Annotated in this window: 14 protein-coding genes; 7 read left to right on the forward strand and 7 right to left on the reverse strand. The window is 45.4% G+C overall.

Features of this window, described 5'->3' with window-relative positions; translation table 11 throughout:
* Nucleotides 1-7: 7 nt before the first annotated feature.
* On the forward strand, nucleotides 8-2533 hold the full coding sequence (locus NAF19_RS16905) for a KAP family P-loop NTPase fold protein (protein ID WP_252791328.1): 2526 nt from the start codon (nucleotides 8-10) through the stop codon (nucleotides 2531-2533).
* On the opposite strand, the gene NAF19_RS16910 is transcribed toward NAF19_RS16905, so the two are convergent.
* Nucleotides 2530-3453: a DUF4238 domain-containing protein gene (locus NAF19_RS16910; RefSeq protein WP_252791330.1), complete on the reverse strand. Its 924-nt coding sequence runs from the start codon at nucleotides 3451-3453 to the stop codon at nucleotides 2530-2532. The genes NAF19_RS16905 and NAF19_RS16910 overlap by 4 nt on opposite strands.
* Before the next feature lie 43 nt (nucleotides 3454-3496).
* Nucleotides 3497-4357, reverse strand: coding sequence for a DUF4238 domain-containing protein (locus tag NAF19_RS16915; RefSeq protein WP_252791332.1), 861 nt, complete (start codon nucleotides 4355-4357; stop codon nucleotides 3497-3499).
* Nucleotides 4358-4417: 60 nt separating this feature from the next.
* Here NAF19_RS16915 and NAF19_RS16920 point away from each other — a divergent pair, with 60 nt between their 5' ends.
* On the forward strand, nucleotides 4418-5407 hold the full coding sequence (locus NAF19_RS16920) for a hypothetical protein (protein ID WP_252791334.1): 990 nt from the start codon (nucleotides 4418-4420) through the stop codon (nucleotides 5405-5407).
* Nucleotides 5408-5478: 71 nt separating this feature from the next.
* Entirely contained in the window at nucleotides 5479-5709 is a 231-nt protein-coding gene (locus NAF19_RS16925) for an amidohydrolase family protein (RefSeq protein ID WP_252791335.1), read from the forward strand.
* 80 nt (nucleotides 5710-5789) lie between these two features.
* Here the strand turns inward: NAF19_RS16925 and NAF19_RS16930 are convergent, their stop codons facing one another.
* From NAF19_RS16930 to NAF19_RS16940, 3 genes are read right to left on the reverse strand one after another with little or no spacing between them, the layout of a single operon-like run.
* On the reverse strand, nucleotides 5790-7703 hold the full coding sequence (locus NAF19_RS16930; RefSeq protein WP_252791337.1) for a UvrD-helicase domain-containing protein: 1914 nt from the start codon (nucleotides 7701-7703) through the stop codon (nucleotides 5790-5792).
* Complete coding sequence (locus NAF19_RS16935; RefSeq protein WP_252791338.1) at nucleotides 7703-9937, reverse strand: ATP-dependent endonuclease; 2235 nt, start codon at nucleotides 9935-9937, stop codon at nucleotides 7703-7705. The genes NAF19_RS16930 and NAF19_RS16935 overlap by 1 nt, the downstream gene beginning before the upstream one ends.
* Nucleotides 9938-9985: 48 nt before the next feature.
* Nucleotides 9986-10126, reverse strand: coding sequence for a hypothetical protein (locus NAF19_RS16940; protein WP_252791340.1), 141 nt, complete (start codon nucleotides 10124-10126; stop codon nucleotides 9986-9988).
* Between the two features lie 359 nt (nucleotides 10127-10485).
* Between NAF19_RS16940 and NAF19_RS16945 the strand changes: the two genes are divergently transcribed.
* The 4 genes from NAF19_RS16945 to NAF19_RS16960 all read left to right on the forward strand — a co-directional run bounded on the left by NAF19_RS16945 (nucleotide 10486) and on the right by NAF19_RS16960 (nucleotide 13240).
* Entirely contained in the window at nucleotides 10486-11697 is a 1212-nt protein-coding gene (locus tag NAF19_RS16945; RefSeq protein ID WP_252791341.1) for a hypothetical protein, read from the forward strand.
* 68 nt (nucleotides 11698-11765) lie between these two features.
* Nucleotides 11766-12362, forward strand: coding sequence for a hypothetical protein (locus NAF19_RS16950; protein WP_252791343.1), 597 nt, complete (start codon nucleotides 11766-11768; stop codon nucleotides 12360-12362).
* Nucleotides 12363-12635: 273 nt separating this feature from the next.
* On the forward strand, nucleotides 12636-12824 hold the full coding sequence (locus tag NAF19_RS16955; RefSeq protein WP_252791344.1) for a hypothetical protein: 189 nt from the start codon (nucleotides 12636-12638) through the stop codon (nucleotides 12822-12824).
* A 59-nt stretch (nucleotides 12825-12883) separates the two neighbouring features.
* Nucleotides 12884-13240 (forward strand): hypothetical protein, encoded by a 357-nt coding sequence (locus NAF19_RS16960; RefSeq protein WP_252791345.1) that lies wholly within the window; start codon nucleotides 12884-12886, stop codon nucleotides 13238-13240.
* 253 nt (nucleotides 13241-13493) lie between these two features.
* Here NAF19_RS16960 and NAF19_RS16965 read toward each other — a convergent pair whose 3' ends face one another.
* Together NAF19_RS16965 and NAF19_RS16970 are read right to left on the reverse strand one after the other, a co-directional pair.
* On the reverse strand, nucleotides 13494-15164 hold the full coding sequence (locus tag NAF19_RS16965; protein ID WP_252791347.1) for a molybdopterin-dependent oxidoreductase: 1671 nt from the start codon (nucleotides 15162-15164) through the stop codon (nucleotides 13494-13496).
* A 72-nt stretch (nucleotides 15165-15236) separates the two neighbouring features.
* Nucleotides 15237-15536: a phosphoribosylpyrophosphate synthetase gene (locus tag NAF19_RS16970; protein ID WP_252791349.1), complete on the reverse strand. Its 300-nt coding sequence runs from the start codon at nucleotides 15534-15536 to the stop codon at nucleotides 15237-15239.
* Nucleotides 15537-15688: the final 152 nt, after the last annotated feature.

The following is a 15688-nucleotide window of genomic DNA, read 5'->3' on the forward strand; positions in this document are numbered from 1 at the left end:
TGTAAATATGAAACCACCCATAGCCTTCAAAAAGAATTATCCCTTTGCCCTGTGGCTTTTTTGCTGCCTCGCTTTCTTCTTGTTCTTTCGCAAGCCTGTGGACAGCATGCTGGATACCCTGTTGGTTAAGCCGCTATTGTCCCGTTATGAAAATACGTTGTTTGACAATGGTGTATTGATCCTGCTTTGCGTGGGTATTGCTATTTGGCTATATCATTATGGCAGCGGTAAATTCAATAAGGTCGTAGGGTTGATTTCGCTCTTTTTTTATGTGCTGATGCGTTCTGACAGTTATTGGCAGTTCCAGCCCTCCGGGCTTTATCCGCTGCTTAAAAACTGGGACTTTGTGGCGGCAGCTTTGATCGTCCCTGGAATTATTGCCTTTTTTAAGCGTAAAAGGGCGGCAAACCATGACCCGCAGCCGGAAAGCTTTATTGAAGAACGGCCCATTGAATCGTACGCTCAGGATAGCTTTAAGCGTTCATCCGTAGCAGCCGAAGTCGCGCGCCGGATTAGTATTACGCCGAATGTCAGGTCCTTTGCGATCGGTATCCTGGGCGAGTATGGCAGCGGCAAGACCTCCTTTATCAACCTGATCAAGACTTACCTCGATCCGGCAAAGACGGAAATACTTGACTTTAACCCCTGGAGCGCAGAAGGTGCCACCAATATCCAGCGGGATTTCTTTGACCAGTTGTCAGCCAAATTGTATGAGCTTAATCCCCGCATTGCTAATTTAATTGTGGATTACTCGCGGAAACTTAGCCAGACAGACTCGTCATTTACTAAGCTGGTAAGGGAAGCCGGCCTTGCCGGAAGCCTCTTTACCAAAAAGACGTATACGGATGATTTTGAACGGATCAACCAGCTGCTGGAAAACTCCGGCAAAAAGATCGTCATTACCATTGATGACCTGGACCGTTTGTACAAAGACGAAGTGATGGAAGTACTGCGCTTGATCCGCAACACGGCCAACTTCAGCAATATTTTCTACTTGGTTGCCTATGAGCGCAGTTATATCGATGAGGCCATCAAATCGGTCAATGCGAACGCGGCCGGGAGCTTCCTGGACAAGATCATCCAGCTGGAAATACCGCTGCCGAAACGGGAAAAGGATGACCTGCTCGACCTGCTGGAAACTTACCTCGCACCGTTTATTACGGCCGAACATCTCGAGGCTTATAAAACCCATATTGTGGACACCGGCTTTCGTAACAAATACAATTTCGCGTTTGAGCGGGTATTCCGGCAATCCAGGGACGTCATCAAGTTCATCAATAATTTTAAGATCACTTATCAGCTGCTGGGCACCGAGGTGATGTTTGAGAACCTGTTCGTGCTGGAGCTCCTGAAATTCCGGTTCCCGCTGATCTACGACCGATTGTACGAGCACCGTGACGACTTTATTCGTGACTATCCTACGATGACCTCCCATGAGGCATTCTACGAACTGCGCACCTATAATGAAGATAAAGAAGACCTACTGCTCATCAAGCGGACCCTGCGCGCCGAGCAACATTATAGTGAAGCCGATATCAACCTGATCGGCGGGCTGGTTAATAACCTTTTCTTTAAGTTTGACCGGTCAAAAAAAGCCAGGAATGCCATCATCTACCCGATGTTCTTCGAGCGCTATTTCCGCTACCGGCTTTCCGGCAAAGAGCTATCGGAAAAGACCTTCCGTGCAGCTTATGACGAGAGTCTGCCGGGCATCAAAAACTATATTGATGAATGCGAACAAAAGAATATGCTCACTGAACTGGGCACGCGCATCCTACAGGAAAAGCCGGCGGATAAAGAGGGTTATGAATTGAAGATGAAAAGCCTGTTTTACCTCGGACCAAAATATATCGCGCAAAAAGGCAGGTACGCATTTGACCACCAGGCGATCACGAATCTGATCTGGAACTATGATCATAATTTGGATAAACAGTTTTACAAAAAAGACGAGGCCGCTTTCCGCTCCTTTGTGGCCGGCCTGTTCAGCGGCGCGGGCTTCCCTTACCAATTTGAGCATGAAGTACTCTATCATGTGAAGGACGGCAAGAAGGATATTTCGCTCAGCCGGGAACGGATCGTGGAACTCCAGACCCATTATTTTAGTGAGCACGTCGGGCAGGCCGGGCTAACCAAAGATGCGGTATTTATGTTCTGGTGGACGAAATATGAAGAGTTCGTGCCCCTACCGGACAATCCGAACCTTGGACATCACCATGAGCACATTGAAAAACCCATTGTTGCGGCGATGAAAGACCTCCTGCCGGAATATGATCCGTTCCAGTTTCTCAAATACACCATCAAGCACGATATACGTGATAAGGATATTTACCTGCTGCAGCCCGTAATGCTCGAAATATTCGATGAGCCCGAAGAGCTGCGGGCGCTGGTTGCAGAGCATACTTTGCTGGCCACTGACGTGAAAGCTGAATACCTCGCCTTATTCGATGCCTGTAAAAAGCAGGACTTTAAGGGCTGGGTTGAATTTGAGCTGAACACCGCGCTGAAGGCAGCCCGGAACAGGGAAGAGGATTAGGCCAAAGGCGTTTTAAGTTTTACCTCTCCGGCGATGCGTTCAGCCGTGGCCTTGTCCGCAGCAAACAGGTAATTGGTAAAGTGATCGATGGAGAGCCGGTTGATGTCGCCGATCATCTCCTGGTCGGCTATAACCGGATATAATTTCTTTTTTGAAGGATCGCTTTCGTAAGCCGGATCAGGGTCGTTGTGAGAGATGGACAGGCAATGCATCGGCGTCAGCGGCATCAGGAAATGAAAGTTTTCGTCGAACTTGATATTATGTACCCGGTTATCCTCGCTAACTGTCCAGCCCGGGTTATCGGAGGTGATAAATTCGCCGTAGGAAACCATCAGCGTGAACTTATAGCGCATCATTGTCCGGACGAACTTTTCCTGGATCGCTGACCCTGCTGCCTCGCGACCCATCATCGTGGCCAGGTGGCTATGCTTCGCGAATTGCGGGTCGCTCAGGATCTCCTCCTTCATGCTGGCCGCCACTTGTTGCAGCAAGGGCGTCTCTTTCGTTTCCCGAAAGACTTTATCGACCACATCGCGCCTTAACTGTTCGTTCTTTTTGCGCACGTAGTCGTTGCGCAACTTAAAATCGATGAGGGCGAACAGCAATAATTCCGCTTCGGCGGCTGTCAGTACCGGTATACCCTTTTTGATCTTGCCAATGATCGCCGGATAAACATTTTCATAGCGGTAAAACCTTTCCTCCAGGAAAAGGCGGTCATAATCTTTAAACGCTGGGTACAGCTTTTTAAATTCATCCGTCAGCGCATAAAAGTCCCTGCCATAGCAGATCGCCGCCGGCACTACCTCTAAAGGGTAGGGTTTTTTTCCTTTTTTCAACAACGAGCAATCTATCCGGTAGAATTTTCCTTCTTTGAGGCAAAACTGGTCGAGATAACAGGCGGGAAGAAAATGCTGGTCCATAAAAAAGAAGCTTAAGCAAAGCTATCAATTAAGTGACAGTATATTACCGGTCTTTCTTCAGATCAGCGACCGTCCGTTTCAGGTAGGCCATATCCTTACAGGCAACCGCTTTGTACGCAAAATTCGCCAGGCTCCGGTTGATATCCAAAACCTCTTCATAATGTTCATCATCGAAAAATACGATCTGTGTCTTTTTCCGTTCCATTTTAGCGGACGTACCTAGCAGAAATATCTTATTCGTCACAGGTATGCCTATTTGTACCAACTCCCCGATAGCACCCCTGGACCTTAACTGGTAGCAGGATGTATCCGGTAACAGGAAGTGGTGATCTGCTGACCGGATCCAATAGATGGAAAATGTGATCGGGTCCATCCGCTCTAAAAGCTTAAAGGCGATATCGAGGTAACCAGCGATATTCTCATATTTTGTCAAGGGCTGCTTTATCGGCCTCGGCACATCGACGCCGAGGTGGCTTTTAACGCGTTCAAACATATCCGCCTCTATACGATCCATCGTTCGGTCAAGCCCGGCTTTATATGCCGGGTTCCGGTATTCCCCAACCAGCCCCAGTAGCGCCAGCCAATTCATCGACCAATACAGCTTTTCGATCCGGTCATGGCTTTGATCTGTCAGGTCCGCAAGGAAATCCTCCACCACTTTCAGGTGCACCGGGAAATCATCTTCCACCAGCACCTTCAATTCAATTTCCAGTTGTGCATGGTCAACCTCCCCGTCGATCACTTTCGAATTGGAATAATCCTCGCTGAACAGGGAGCCGGTCGTCAACTTCGAATAAAAATTGTTTAGCTTTTTATCGTAAACATAGATCTTTTTTTCAGCCGGGTTAAAGAACTGCCGGGATTGACATTGCGAAACATAATGATGATTGACAGGCGTGCTCATAACCGGCTCAAATAATTACACTAAATTTGGCGATTCTAACACCCAAAACCAAATCAACCTTTGAGCAACTGCATCTATTACAAAGACCAGCCCGACCTGACCTTTAACAAAGGCGAGCACGTCATCCCGGCGGGCATAGGCGGCCAGCGCAAACTGCCTAAAGGTTACGTGAGCGACCAGTTCAATCATGACATCTCTAAAATAGAAATGGCCTTCATGCGCAATTCCATCATTGCCATGCCGCGCCAATTGGTCGGTCCCGGAAAACGCGGCAAGACCACGCAAAAGGCAACCCGTTCGCCGGTCATGGTCATCACCCAGCCCGGCCCGCCGGAAACCCATGCGCTCGGCTACCTATCGCTGGCCAAAGCCATACACCTACCTCAAATAAAAATGAATACCGCAAGCGGCGAACTCAACTGGTCGGTACCCATCGAAATGGCAGCCAGTCCCGATGACTATCTGAGAGGAGAACTACAGCGTTGCAGCGCATACAAGGCGCGGCACATCCCTGATAAAAAATTAAGTGAAGAGGAAGTGATCATTGGCTTTGATGAGCAGCTCTATATCGCTCGTCATCCGGCACGGGATTTTGAACTGACAACAGCGATCATCGATGGCATAAAAGACGCCATCACCAACAGTGCCGGACCCTACCGGCCGCTTCACCAGCCGGTCAGCTTCAATCAGGTCAGTGTCATTGCTGACGACTTTTACCGCGTCACCGCCAAGATCGCCCTGAACACGCTGGCCCTGCTGAAAGGGAAAATATTTGTGCTTGGCCCAGCGTTTGACGTTCTCCGGGCCTACATTACCGATGCCGGTACTAATCCAGGCGTAATCTTTATTCCAAAGCCGAAGTTAATGCCGCAATTTCCGGCTGATGCGCACCATTTGATGTTTGCGGCATCGAAAGGCAAGCTTGCTGCCAATGTTTGTTTTTATAACCAGTTCACTGTAAACGTAGTCTTAGCGAACAACTTCGATGAAGACTTTCAGCCACTTGTCTATCTCTGCGACTGGCGTAATAAGCAGGAAGGAACGGTGTAGCAGCTGCTTTAATTCGGTTTCTTTGGAGGCATCAGACACCCGAAATTAAGGCTTTACGCCATGCATGCGGGATGGCCGATGATATGATCGCCATGCTTTACACTTATCCGCAGCTATATGTAGACCTGGGCGTTATTGACTATATAATTCCTAAAAAGGAGTTTTACCAATATCTTAAAAGGCTTGTTGATGCCGGTTTTGAAAATAGGATCATGTATGGTTCGGATCAGATGATTTGGTTAAGTTATGAATTAGGTTCCTCATCCGTTAATGATTTTGTTTTAAATTCCATTGTTAATTAAAACTATCCTGTAAAATAGAAAATAACTCCGTTTTAACAAATATTATTAATAGGCGATGTTATTTAAAATTACCTCTTAATTTACATCACTGTAATTTCCTCTTTTGAAAACCATTCCTCTTTCAGCACATGATTTTTTAGGGCCTCCGGGTTTTCTGTATAAGCTACTACAGCCAAGCTTTTTTCTGCCCTGCTGCAGGCAACATAAAACAAACGCATCGTTCTCAGCACCGTTGTATCGCGGCCATCCCGGATGTTGTTAAGATCAGCTGTTGTCAAAGCTTTGACCCCGAACAATTTCTCATAACTAAAAAGGAATCCGCGGGCTTCCTCGTCATCTAAGATGACCATTACCCTTGGAAACTCCAATCCTTTCACACCCTGGTGCGTGCCAAACGGGGACTTGTTGGCGATGTAGGCATCGTAATTTTTTATTTGGCTAAACGAACTGTTTAGGGCAGTTTCCCAGGCGTCAATTACCGTATCAGGTTCGTCCTCTTCCTCATCTTCCGCTGCAATTACGACTTCGGGATTTTCTGCGTCAGCATTTGACAACTCATTTTTTATATGGCGTTTTGCGATGATCGATAGCGGCTCGGGAGTTACAAACAGACCGTTGCCGACGATTATTTTTATTATTTCCAGCAATGTAGGGTCGTTACCATCTTCCCATAATTTCATAAATCCGGTAACACCATCGTTTGCGTTCTTTAATAAAGCAGGCTGATCTTTGCTCTCCTTTAACAATTGCCCGTTAAATAAAGGCGAATTTTGCTTAACGATCCTCGCTACCGTAAAATGGTCGCCTTTTTGATGAGCCGCCACCAGCGGCATGATTAACTGTGTAAAATAACGCAACCCTGAAAGGGAACCATCAATTAGGGAAGTTCTTATTGATTCTACCTGCGAAAGTGGCTCGAAGATTCCCATAAATCCCATTCGTCGTGCTGCCATGTGATGCTCCAGTGTTAATTTTTTAACATCAGCCTGCTCGCCGTGCCAGGCTTCATCACCGGTGACTTGCGCCATTTGATCCCCTATATTTCTTTCAAGTAAACTCCTGTCAGTCGCCTGATTGGAAATAATGAAAAGCCTGATAATACCTTCTTCCTGGCCTTCTCGTGGCTGTTGGCTTTGTTTATCAGTTTGTAAGCGGATCTTGTTGATTAATTCAATGACCCGTTTTGGACAACGATGGTTTAACTGTTTGACCGGCTTGATCCAATCCTCCGAAAGATCAATTCCCAAATCCGGCTTCCCGTCGCTATAAATACGTTGCATGGTATCACCGAAAAGGCCGAGCGTCAGCTTTCCTTTGTGGAGCCGCTCAATAGCAAACAACGCTTCGATCAGTTCTTTTTTTGTGTCCTGGCTTTCATCAATAAACAGTATGGGAAATTTGCTAACCAATATTTCCTGCATAAGGGGCTTATTCAACAGAAAATCAGCAGCCATTTTGATCATTTCAGCGTGGTTAAGGCTATCCCTTGTCCGGTTTTGCCCGGTCGGGCTGTAAGTAAATGACCTGATTTCATCGAGCGTGCTTAACCGTTTTGTCTTGGATTTTATCTTTTCTTCACGGTCGATAGCCGCTTTAGTTCCAGCTCTGCCAGTAGTGGCGGCCAGTTCCAATTCTGCAATTTCATTTTTAAGATCTATCCGCAGCCATTCCCTGATATCATGCTGATAATTTTTGATCAGTTCCCAAACGAAACTATGGATCGTAGATACTGAAAATAACGGATCGTAATCAATGCGGTGAATAATCTCATCGCAGGCGGCGTTGGTATAGGTAATTACGGCTACTTTTTTCCGGTTAAGCCGGAAGAACTGCCCCGAATTTTCACGGATCTTAGCCAGTGCGGTTACTAACGATCTCGTTTTTCCCGAACCGGCCCCGGCAAAAAGAAAGAAACTTTTGGGGGCTTCCAGGTTGAGGCATTCGAGTATTTGCTCATCAACCGGTGAATCGATATTTAAGATTGGTGATGCCATTATTTTACGGTTACCGGTTGATTATTTAACTGACCGTTCAGCCACTCAAGGCCTTCGGCAATATATTCCGGTACGGCGAGCTGCTGCGGTTCTTCTTTGAGTAAAAGTTCCAAAGCGAACTCTGCTTTTTTACCGTTCTTCAGCGCACTGTACATGCTTTCATTCATCTCTTTGACTGTAGGTAATTTGCTGGCCTCACTGAATTTTTTGATCAATCCAATGCCGTTTAACCCTTTGAATATGTCAAGATTCTTAAAAGCCAGGGCAATCTCAAATGTATAAGGAAATACTTCTGAACCCTTATCATCCGTCGGAGATAATTTAACTACAACGGGCGACTGGTAAGCTACTCTTACAGGAAAAGCTGTATCAATTTTGGCGCTCGGTGCGGTTGACAGTAATTTGTCTAATTCCTTATAACCTGGAAGCCAGCTTTTCAATGTTTGGTTATCTGACTCATAGCTTTTATTCTTTTCCGGAATTACCGATTGTCCGCTTACAGAATCTATTGAATCTATATCTGTAATTATTAACGTGATAATTCCCAAATCTTGCAGCAATGGCCGCAAGGTATGGGCGTGACTGCCACCAATTTCAAGTAAGGCGATATAACAAGAGGCCAGTGTCGGATAATGCCTGCGGATAAAGTTAGGCACTAGCATTCTTTCCGCAGGACCTTCTACCAGGATCACAGCATCTGCGAAGAAGAGGTCGCAGTGTGTTGTTTTCAAATAACGGATCGCAAATTTCGTAGTTTCATCTTCCGGGCCAAAGGTTTTTGACAGGTTGACGACTGTTGAAAAAGGAACTCCGTCTTTTTCTGCCGGCTTCCTTTTAAAATAGCGCAGGGAAGTAAATTTTATTTCGTGAGCGATGTGATTGGAATGTGTGCTAACCACTAGCTGTGTATTGAAGTGCTTGTATTTAGTTAGCAAATGATTGGTTCTTAATACCTCGTAAGCCTTTCGTATAAAAACCTGCTGGACCTGCGCGTGCAAATGAGCTTCAGGTTCTTCAACCAAAACCAAGTGTAAGGGCTGAAATTCTAATTCCTCAGCACCGCCAGTGTTGGCCCGCGCTATTTTACCTACCTGCATCCACTCATCCCTAAAACGAATAAGCTTGAATACCATCGATATCAGGTTCTGATATCCAAGCCCGTTATATTTCTCCGGCAAACTCAGCGGGTAATCTGAGGTTACGCCTTCACCTTTAAACAATTCAAATGTTACCGCTGATGCATGATTTAAGCCGTCGATAGCATTAATCTTACTGGAGATTTTGATACTCGGATTGCCGCCAAATCCCGGATAATTCAAACCCTCCAGTTCTTTTATAGAACCGCTGAAGCTCTTTTCGAGCCGGTCATCAAACGATAATTTTGCTTGTTCTATAGCCATCAAAGCCTCCAGGTCTTCAATCTCTGGCTGATCATAAGGATTCAGGTGTTTGGAATAATATTCTCTTAATTGTGTGGAAAGGTTGCCATTTGTTTTTGGCGCTTCCTCTGCATCTGATCCGGGGTCAGAGAACCCTCTTTGCGCATTAATAATATCGATCTTGATCAGTCCTTTAAACGGATCTCCGGCAAATGGAAGGTTCCCTTCATCGAGGACCTGCGGCGTTGCTACACCATCGACCGGCGGAACCAATTTAGCGGCGTCCAGCAGGTAACCGGCCACCCCGAATTGCGTTTTTAATCTTCGCTCCAGGAAATCCCATAAATTTTTAGGCCATAGGTTTAAGGACTGACCTCCCTTATCTTTTCGTGCCGTATCCATCACCTTCCGGGCGGCTCTATATTCTGCGACAAATTCTTTATGTAATAATTCAATTGATTTAGGCTGAAAACGAAAGCGCACCCCCAGTGAGCCACCTTTCCATTCTAAAGTTGGAATGAGTTCACTGACGTAATGATATTCTGTTTCCTTAATCGTCAGCCAAACATCCAGCTGCGGCAAATACTCCTCCCATTTTGCCATGGCTAAATCAGGTAGTTCGTCCTCTTTTAATTCCAACCATGACTTACCGATCTGATTAATCTCTTTCCAATTAGATAAAGTAAACTCCCTTGTAGAGAGGACGTGTGTTTTCAAAAAGAGAATCAGCGCATCCATAGCGGAAGTCTTTCCGCTATTATTTGCACCAACGAAAACAGTTTCCATATCGGATAAATCGATACGGCAGGATTTAAGTTTTCTGAAATTTTTTATTTCAACAAATTGGAGTAGCATGATGGATAAGGTTTTATAATATTTATTAAAGTTATGAAATATTATTTCTTAATTACCAAATACATCTGAGCCGGACCGCTCGATAAGCCTTCCGCCACTTCCTGTATGAATTCCTGTATATCCTGTTTGATCTGCAAATACAAATTCTGTACTTTTTGAGATTAATTTAGGCCTTGCAAATATTGCCATATAAATCTGTTAAAAGTGAAAGAAATGGTCTTTGAAGACCACTCAGCAAAATCTTTTAATAGGCCGACCTGGAAAGTAATGCTCTCAGATCTTAAAAGAAAGAAAAGTCAGCAGCCCGATCTTCTTCTTTTTATCAAGTGGGATCGTTTGTCGCATTGCTGCAGATACATATCAAGGATCTCCGGAAGAATTTTACAATCAGAATTTAGCTACTTTCTCCGTAATAAAGCCACTAACCTGGTCACATGACCTTCCGCGGACGTTGATGCTTTGTTAAAAACCTGGGGATACTATTTTATTGCCGTGCGTGCAGCTAAAGTAATGGATCTTTAGTTTTATATTTACCAAAACCTTTTGTCATGACCGCCCTGAACCTCCGTATCAAACTGGGCTTTTGCCTGTTCCTATTTCTTCTTTTTGACGGTTTCGCCAATGCCCAACCTGCGACTAACCAGATCTGTTGGCGTAAAGTACAACTGCAAAATGAGCAGGAGCATAGCGCTGTCCGGGTTTACCTCGACAAATACGGCTATTTTTATCCGGCAACAAGCGTCCCCATTGATGAACAGCAACTGCTGAAGCCGTATCCTGGAGCCAGCGCCTTAGATACCGCCAGCGGGAACTTATACGCCTTTTTTAAACGCCACCCGGCCAACGCGCGTCAGTTGTTTACCGCGTATGGCATTACCCCAACCCAAAGCTTTAACGCCGATTATTATAATACGCAGGAAGCTTATCTCTGCCGCGTCGCCACAGCGGTCCACGCCCAGGTCGCCGCCAAAGGTGCCAAAACCATCGTGTTCCTGATCCACGGCTTTAACGAAACAGACCCAACCGCCGCGTTTCAATATTTTGAAAAGGCCGTAACGGCAGGCGGTTACGACACCAGCGCGAAACCCGTATATATCGAGATCTTTTGGGACGGGCTAAGTACCTATGAGAACATCTTCAAATTCCCCGCCGTCTGGAAACACGCCCAAGGCAACACCCGTTACGTTAGCTTATCCGTCCGCGACCTGATGCGGCATATCACCGACCGCCTGAATTTCGTGGTCGTATCGCATAGCCTAGGCGGCAGCGTCGCCACCGGCGCCCTATTCAACTGTACCTCCAAATGGAAACGCTCCAGGGACACCACCATAGACCATGAATTGGCCGCCCTGATGAAAACCATACCTTCCAGCACCGATGTTCATCTTCGTCTGGGCATGATCGTTCCGGCCATACCCGGTGCAGCCACTTTTGCCGATTTTAACCACCGCAGCCCGGATATCAGCACACCAAATAACCACATCGACAAGGTCGTTATCGGGTTTAACCCCAAGGATTATGCCACCCGGAAATATGTATTATCTGCGACAGAAGGAGCGACCACCCTTGGCTGCAATTGGCATAACGAGATCGATAAAGTAAAAAATACTCTAAGCAGCCTCGGCTATCCCGGCAGCCTTATTTCTAAAGTTCAGTTTACCACTCCGCCAAAATACGGTTTGCAGGATCACGATTTTAAAGCCTATATGAACGACGCCCCCGATTTTAAACAATTTTTAGACCAGCTATTCCGCCCATGACCGAAACCAATCTCAACCTGTTCCGATCCTTATTTTTACAAGCCGTCAGTCAGGTCGGCGCAGCTTATATGCGTACCATTTACGGTGAAGTAGATTTGATCCTTCAGGAGGTTCAAGGGGAAGCCCACCGGCAGCATATCGAACATAACCGGATAGGGGATGACCTCGTTAAAAATGGCGAACGGATCTTCTGTTACGAACTGTACCACCAGTTGAGGACCCTCCTTGAACAGTACCCCCAAGCCTTCGAAGGCGTATACCTGCAAGGCGAGTTACGCAAATACCAGGTATTACCCATGCTGCAAATGATGGGACTGGAAGCCTTATCCGGAAATTTTATCCCGGATTTTTTACTCCATAGCCCCGGTGACTCCTCCGAACACCCCTACGTTATCGAAGTCAAAACCGACCGTTTTTTAAGCTACGGACAACTGGCTGCTGACATTTCCAAACTCGTAGAGTTTATCGACCGTTACGGCTACCAGCGCGGTATGTTTTTAAGCGTGAACACCAGCGCGGATTTCCTCAGGCTAACCGTTACCGATTGCCAGTTGCTGCGGCAGATCCCCCATATCGCACAATATGCCACACAAATTGATATTGTCGGCCGCCACGACGAAAATAGCCCGGTTACCTGCTTTAATCTCGCTGAAATAATTCACTAAAAAATAAGTAAGCGCTTCCGCCATCAAACCAAACCGCGTATTTTTGCGCCATGGCACTTACAATAGTGACCATGGTGACCAACGTCATTGTGGCGGCCTGTGCGATCATTTCGATGAGAGCTGGCCGTAATCGCAGATAGGAAAACCTGTCTAATCTAAGGATCAGATGAACCATTACAATGAGATGTTTAGGGCGAGCTATGGCAAAACCCGGAAATGGCGGCCTTAAAACCGCCATTTTTTATTGACACTCAACCAATCATAATTTAAAGCATGGAATGGCAACCCTACCAAACACCCGAATATGATCCCGAAAGCGGCTGGCACAATCTATGCCGCCCGTTAACTACCGTCTTTCATGTTGCCCACGTCGAAACCGCCTTACGCATCGTCAAAGATGGCAGAGTTAAAGCAGGGCTCGTTTTGATAAAAGCAAACTTAACCAGCAGCGCATTTTGGTAAACTGGCTGTCGCCTAATGAATGGTTTGACGGTTCTCGGTATGGCAACATCGGCTTTGAAATGGAATTTGAAAAATTGATAGCATTCAGGAATTATTATTGGATAGAGATCATGACAGAATGCCGGGTACACGCGCTTCGCATCCTGATCACGCCGCATGCATATCCAGATCTTGTGCCTTATGACCCGGTAAAGGACAATGGCCCCTGGAGATATGATCCAGACCGTAAATTACACTACTGGAATCCCACTCATTGTCTCGAATTTATGCATGAAGGTGACCTGATGGTACGTGATTTTAGAGGCCTTAAATATTTTGACCACCACAAAGATTTTTGCTGTATCGATCATCAAACCTGTCCCGATAAAAACCTATTTAAACCACTTGCCCGGTTAAGATTTTTATTACCCGGCTAATTGCCGAGGACGTGAAGCCCTATCTAACCTCCGTTTGATAGTTTTTTGATATATTTTCAATAATGACATCTAACTTTCTCTTAAAATCCGCCGGTGACAATAAGGTGCGGGGAAATCGATAGGTCTGGTAGATTTCCAAAGCCCTGATCAGGTTCAGGAATCGGTTAGGCTTTATGCACCACTGAGACGTTTACCCGTTTATTTTATTAAACCTGTTATTTTCCACGCAGGCAGCCTTCCGGGTAATTGATGATTAAGTATCAGCCAGCAAATCAAAATATTCATCATCTTCATTTTTACCGCCATATCCTTTTCCTGCATGCTTATGCGTTTCTAAAAATTCTATTCTACTGATCCATTTCACCATCTTATATCCAAGTTGGTTTTCAACCCGCAATCGGAGGGGGGCGCCATGTGTTTCAGAAAGCGGCTGGTAATTCATTTCCCAAGCGAGTATGGACTCCGGTTTCAGGCAATTGTCCAAACTGTGGGTATCATAATAGGTCCCGCCATACATCCCCTCGCCAAACGAGTAAAATACAACTGTCGTTACAGAAGGATGTGGTTTAACCAGCTCCACGAGGTTTTTAATGGGCAATCCGCCCCATTCAGCAATTCCCGACCAGCCTTGGATGCATTGGTGCATCGTTATGTTTTGCTCCAGACCCATTTGTTTAAGGTCTTCGAGCGATAGTTCAACCGGATTTTCAACCAGCCCGCCAACCTGAAGTTTGTAATCTTTAAATTTATTAGCTGCCAGGTCGCGCCACTCCTCTGAGTCGGGCATTTTGCCATTTACCCAGAAATAAGGGGAGATGTCTTTTCGTTTATAATAATCTTTAGGCTTGAATTTGTTGATAGACATACTCCACAATGTGCCATTAATAGCTGCATCGGTATGTTGTAAGGACCGGGGCCGTTGCCAGGAGATCCAATGGGCCAGGAAACCAAATGCTATCGTCAATAAGATAATACCTAAACCAATATAGATCCCCATATGACTGACTGGGTTATCTGTGCCAATAGTGATATGGTTCATATTACGTGTTAACCCGGTAGCTGCTATCATGGCTACATGGATAATTATAAAGGCAACAAAAGATAGCATGACCAAAAAATGTATAGACCGTGCACCCTGGCGATTGCCAAATAGTTTAGGAAACCAATGCAGCCGGTTTTCTATCGCCGGCGACATGGCCATGCCGCTAAGCATTGCAACAGGTGCCAGTAAAAAAACTACTGCGAAGTAAGATATTTGCTGAAGGGCATTATAATGATAAAAACCATTTGGCTCAATAGGCATATGAAAGGTTGCGTAATGTACAAACACATTCCATGAGTCGGGCAACACCTGCCATGACATTGGCACGAGCCGTTTCCATTGGTTAGTAAAAAACAGTAAAGCTGTAAATACTATTCCATTGAGCAGAAAAAAAGGGACGGTTATAAAATGCCAGTGCCGGGCCAGCCCAATAGAATGGCGGTAACCAGGCAGGCCAACTATAGGGTTTAAATACCGTGCATCTTCTTTGGCCGTCCAAACCCTATCATCCGGCACCTTTATTGGTGTAAACCGTAACCATTCCGAATTAGGCGAACAACCATTGTTCCAATATAAGCGGGCATGGTCAGCCAGTATGGAAAGCCCACTCCTGATAATGAGTATAAGGAAAAAGAAATTAACCCAATGACTAAGACTTAGCCACAGCGGAAACCCTTTAGGGTCAGCCTGGGTTGTTTCCGGCAGGGATAATGAAGGATCGCGGGGCAAACCAAATACCAGGTATTGGAACCATGCAAGCCCTATAGTTGCCAACAGAAGAATAAAAACGATAATAAGCGCAAAAGGCTTAATACCTATAAACATCCGTCTGTCCTGTGGGAAACGTATTGCCCGCTCTGCTTCATTAAAGTTGGTAAACATGGTTTCTTAGAATTAAATATCAAAGCAGCAATAGCCGGATAACCTAAACTTTCAGGAATTGTATTTCCCGGTTTACAAATGCTTTTGTTGAAGTGCTCGAACTATATCTTCAGTATGTGGATCACTGGAAATACCATACCCATTTACTAGAACACCCTTTAAATTATGTTTTAAAGAAGATATTGCATATGCCACAGCTTCATCTTCCGGATCAGAGATCCCTTCAAAACGGTAATGCTGATCTATTACAAACTCTTCAGGATATAGTTTTATATAATTTCCATGGCATTCCAGGCAACTATCCTTTAAGTTGAAGTCAATTGTATAACCTTCTTTTTCAAGGTAGTTTAGAACTTCAGAAACTGTAGTCATAGATTGCATAATTATTCAATGAATAAGTTGTTTAATAAATAATTATAAAGATCATTCATTTCCCGACCGCAAATCGTACCCAGGCCTATTATACCTAAATCGTATTTATCTAGTTCTTTGCTCATTTTCCTTGTGATTTCTATTTTTCATTC

Source organism: Mucilaginibacter flavidus (assembly GCF_024055575.1).
GTDB lineage: Bacteria > Bacteroidota > Bacteroidia > Sphingobacteriales > Sphingobacteriaceae > Mucilaginibacter > Mucilaginibacter flavidus.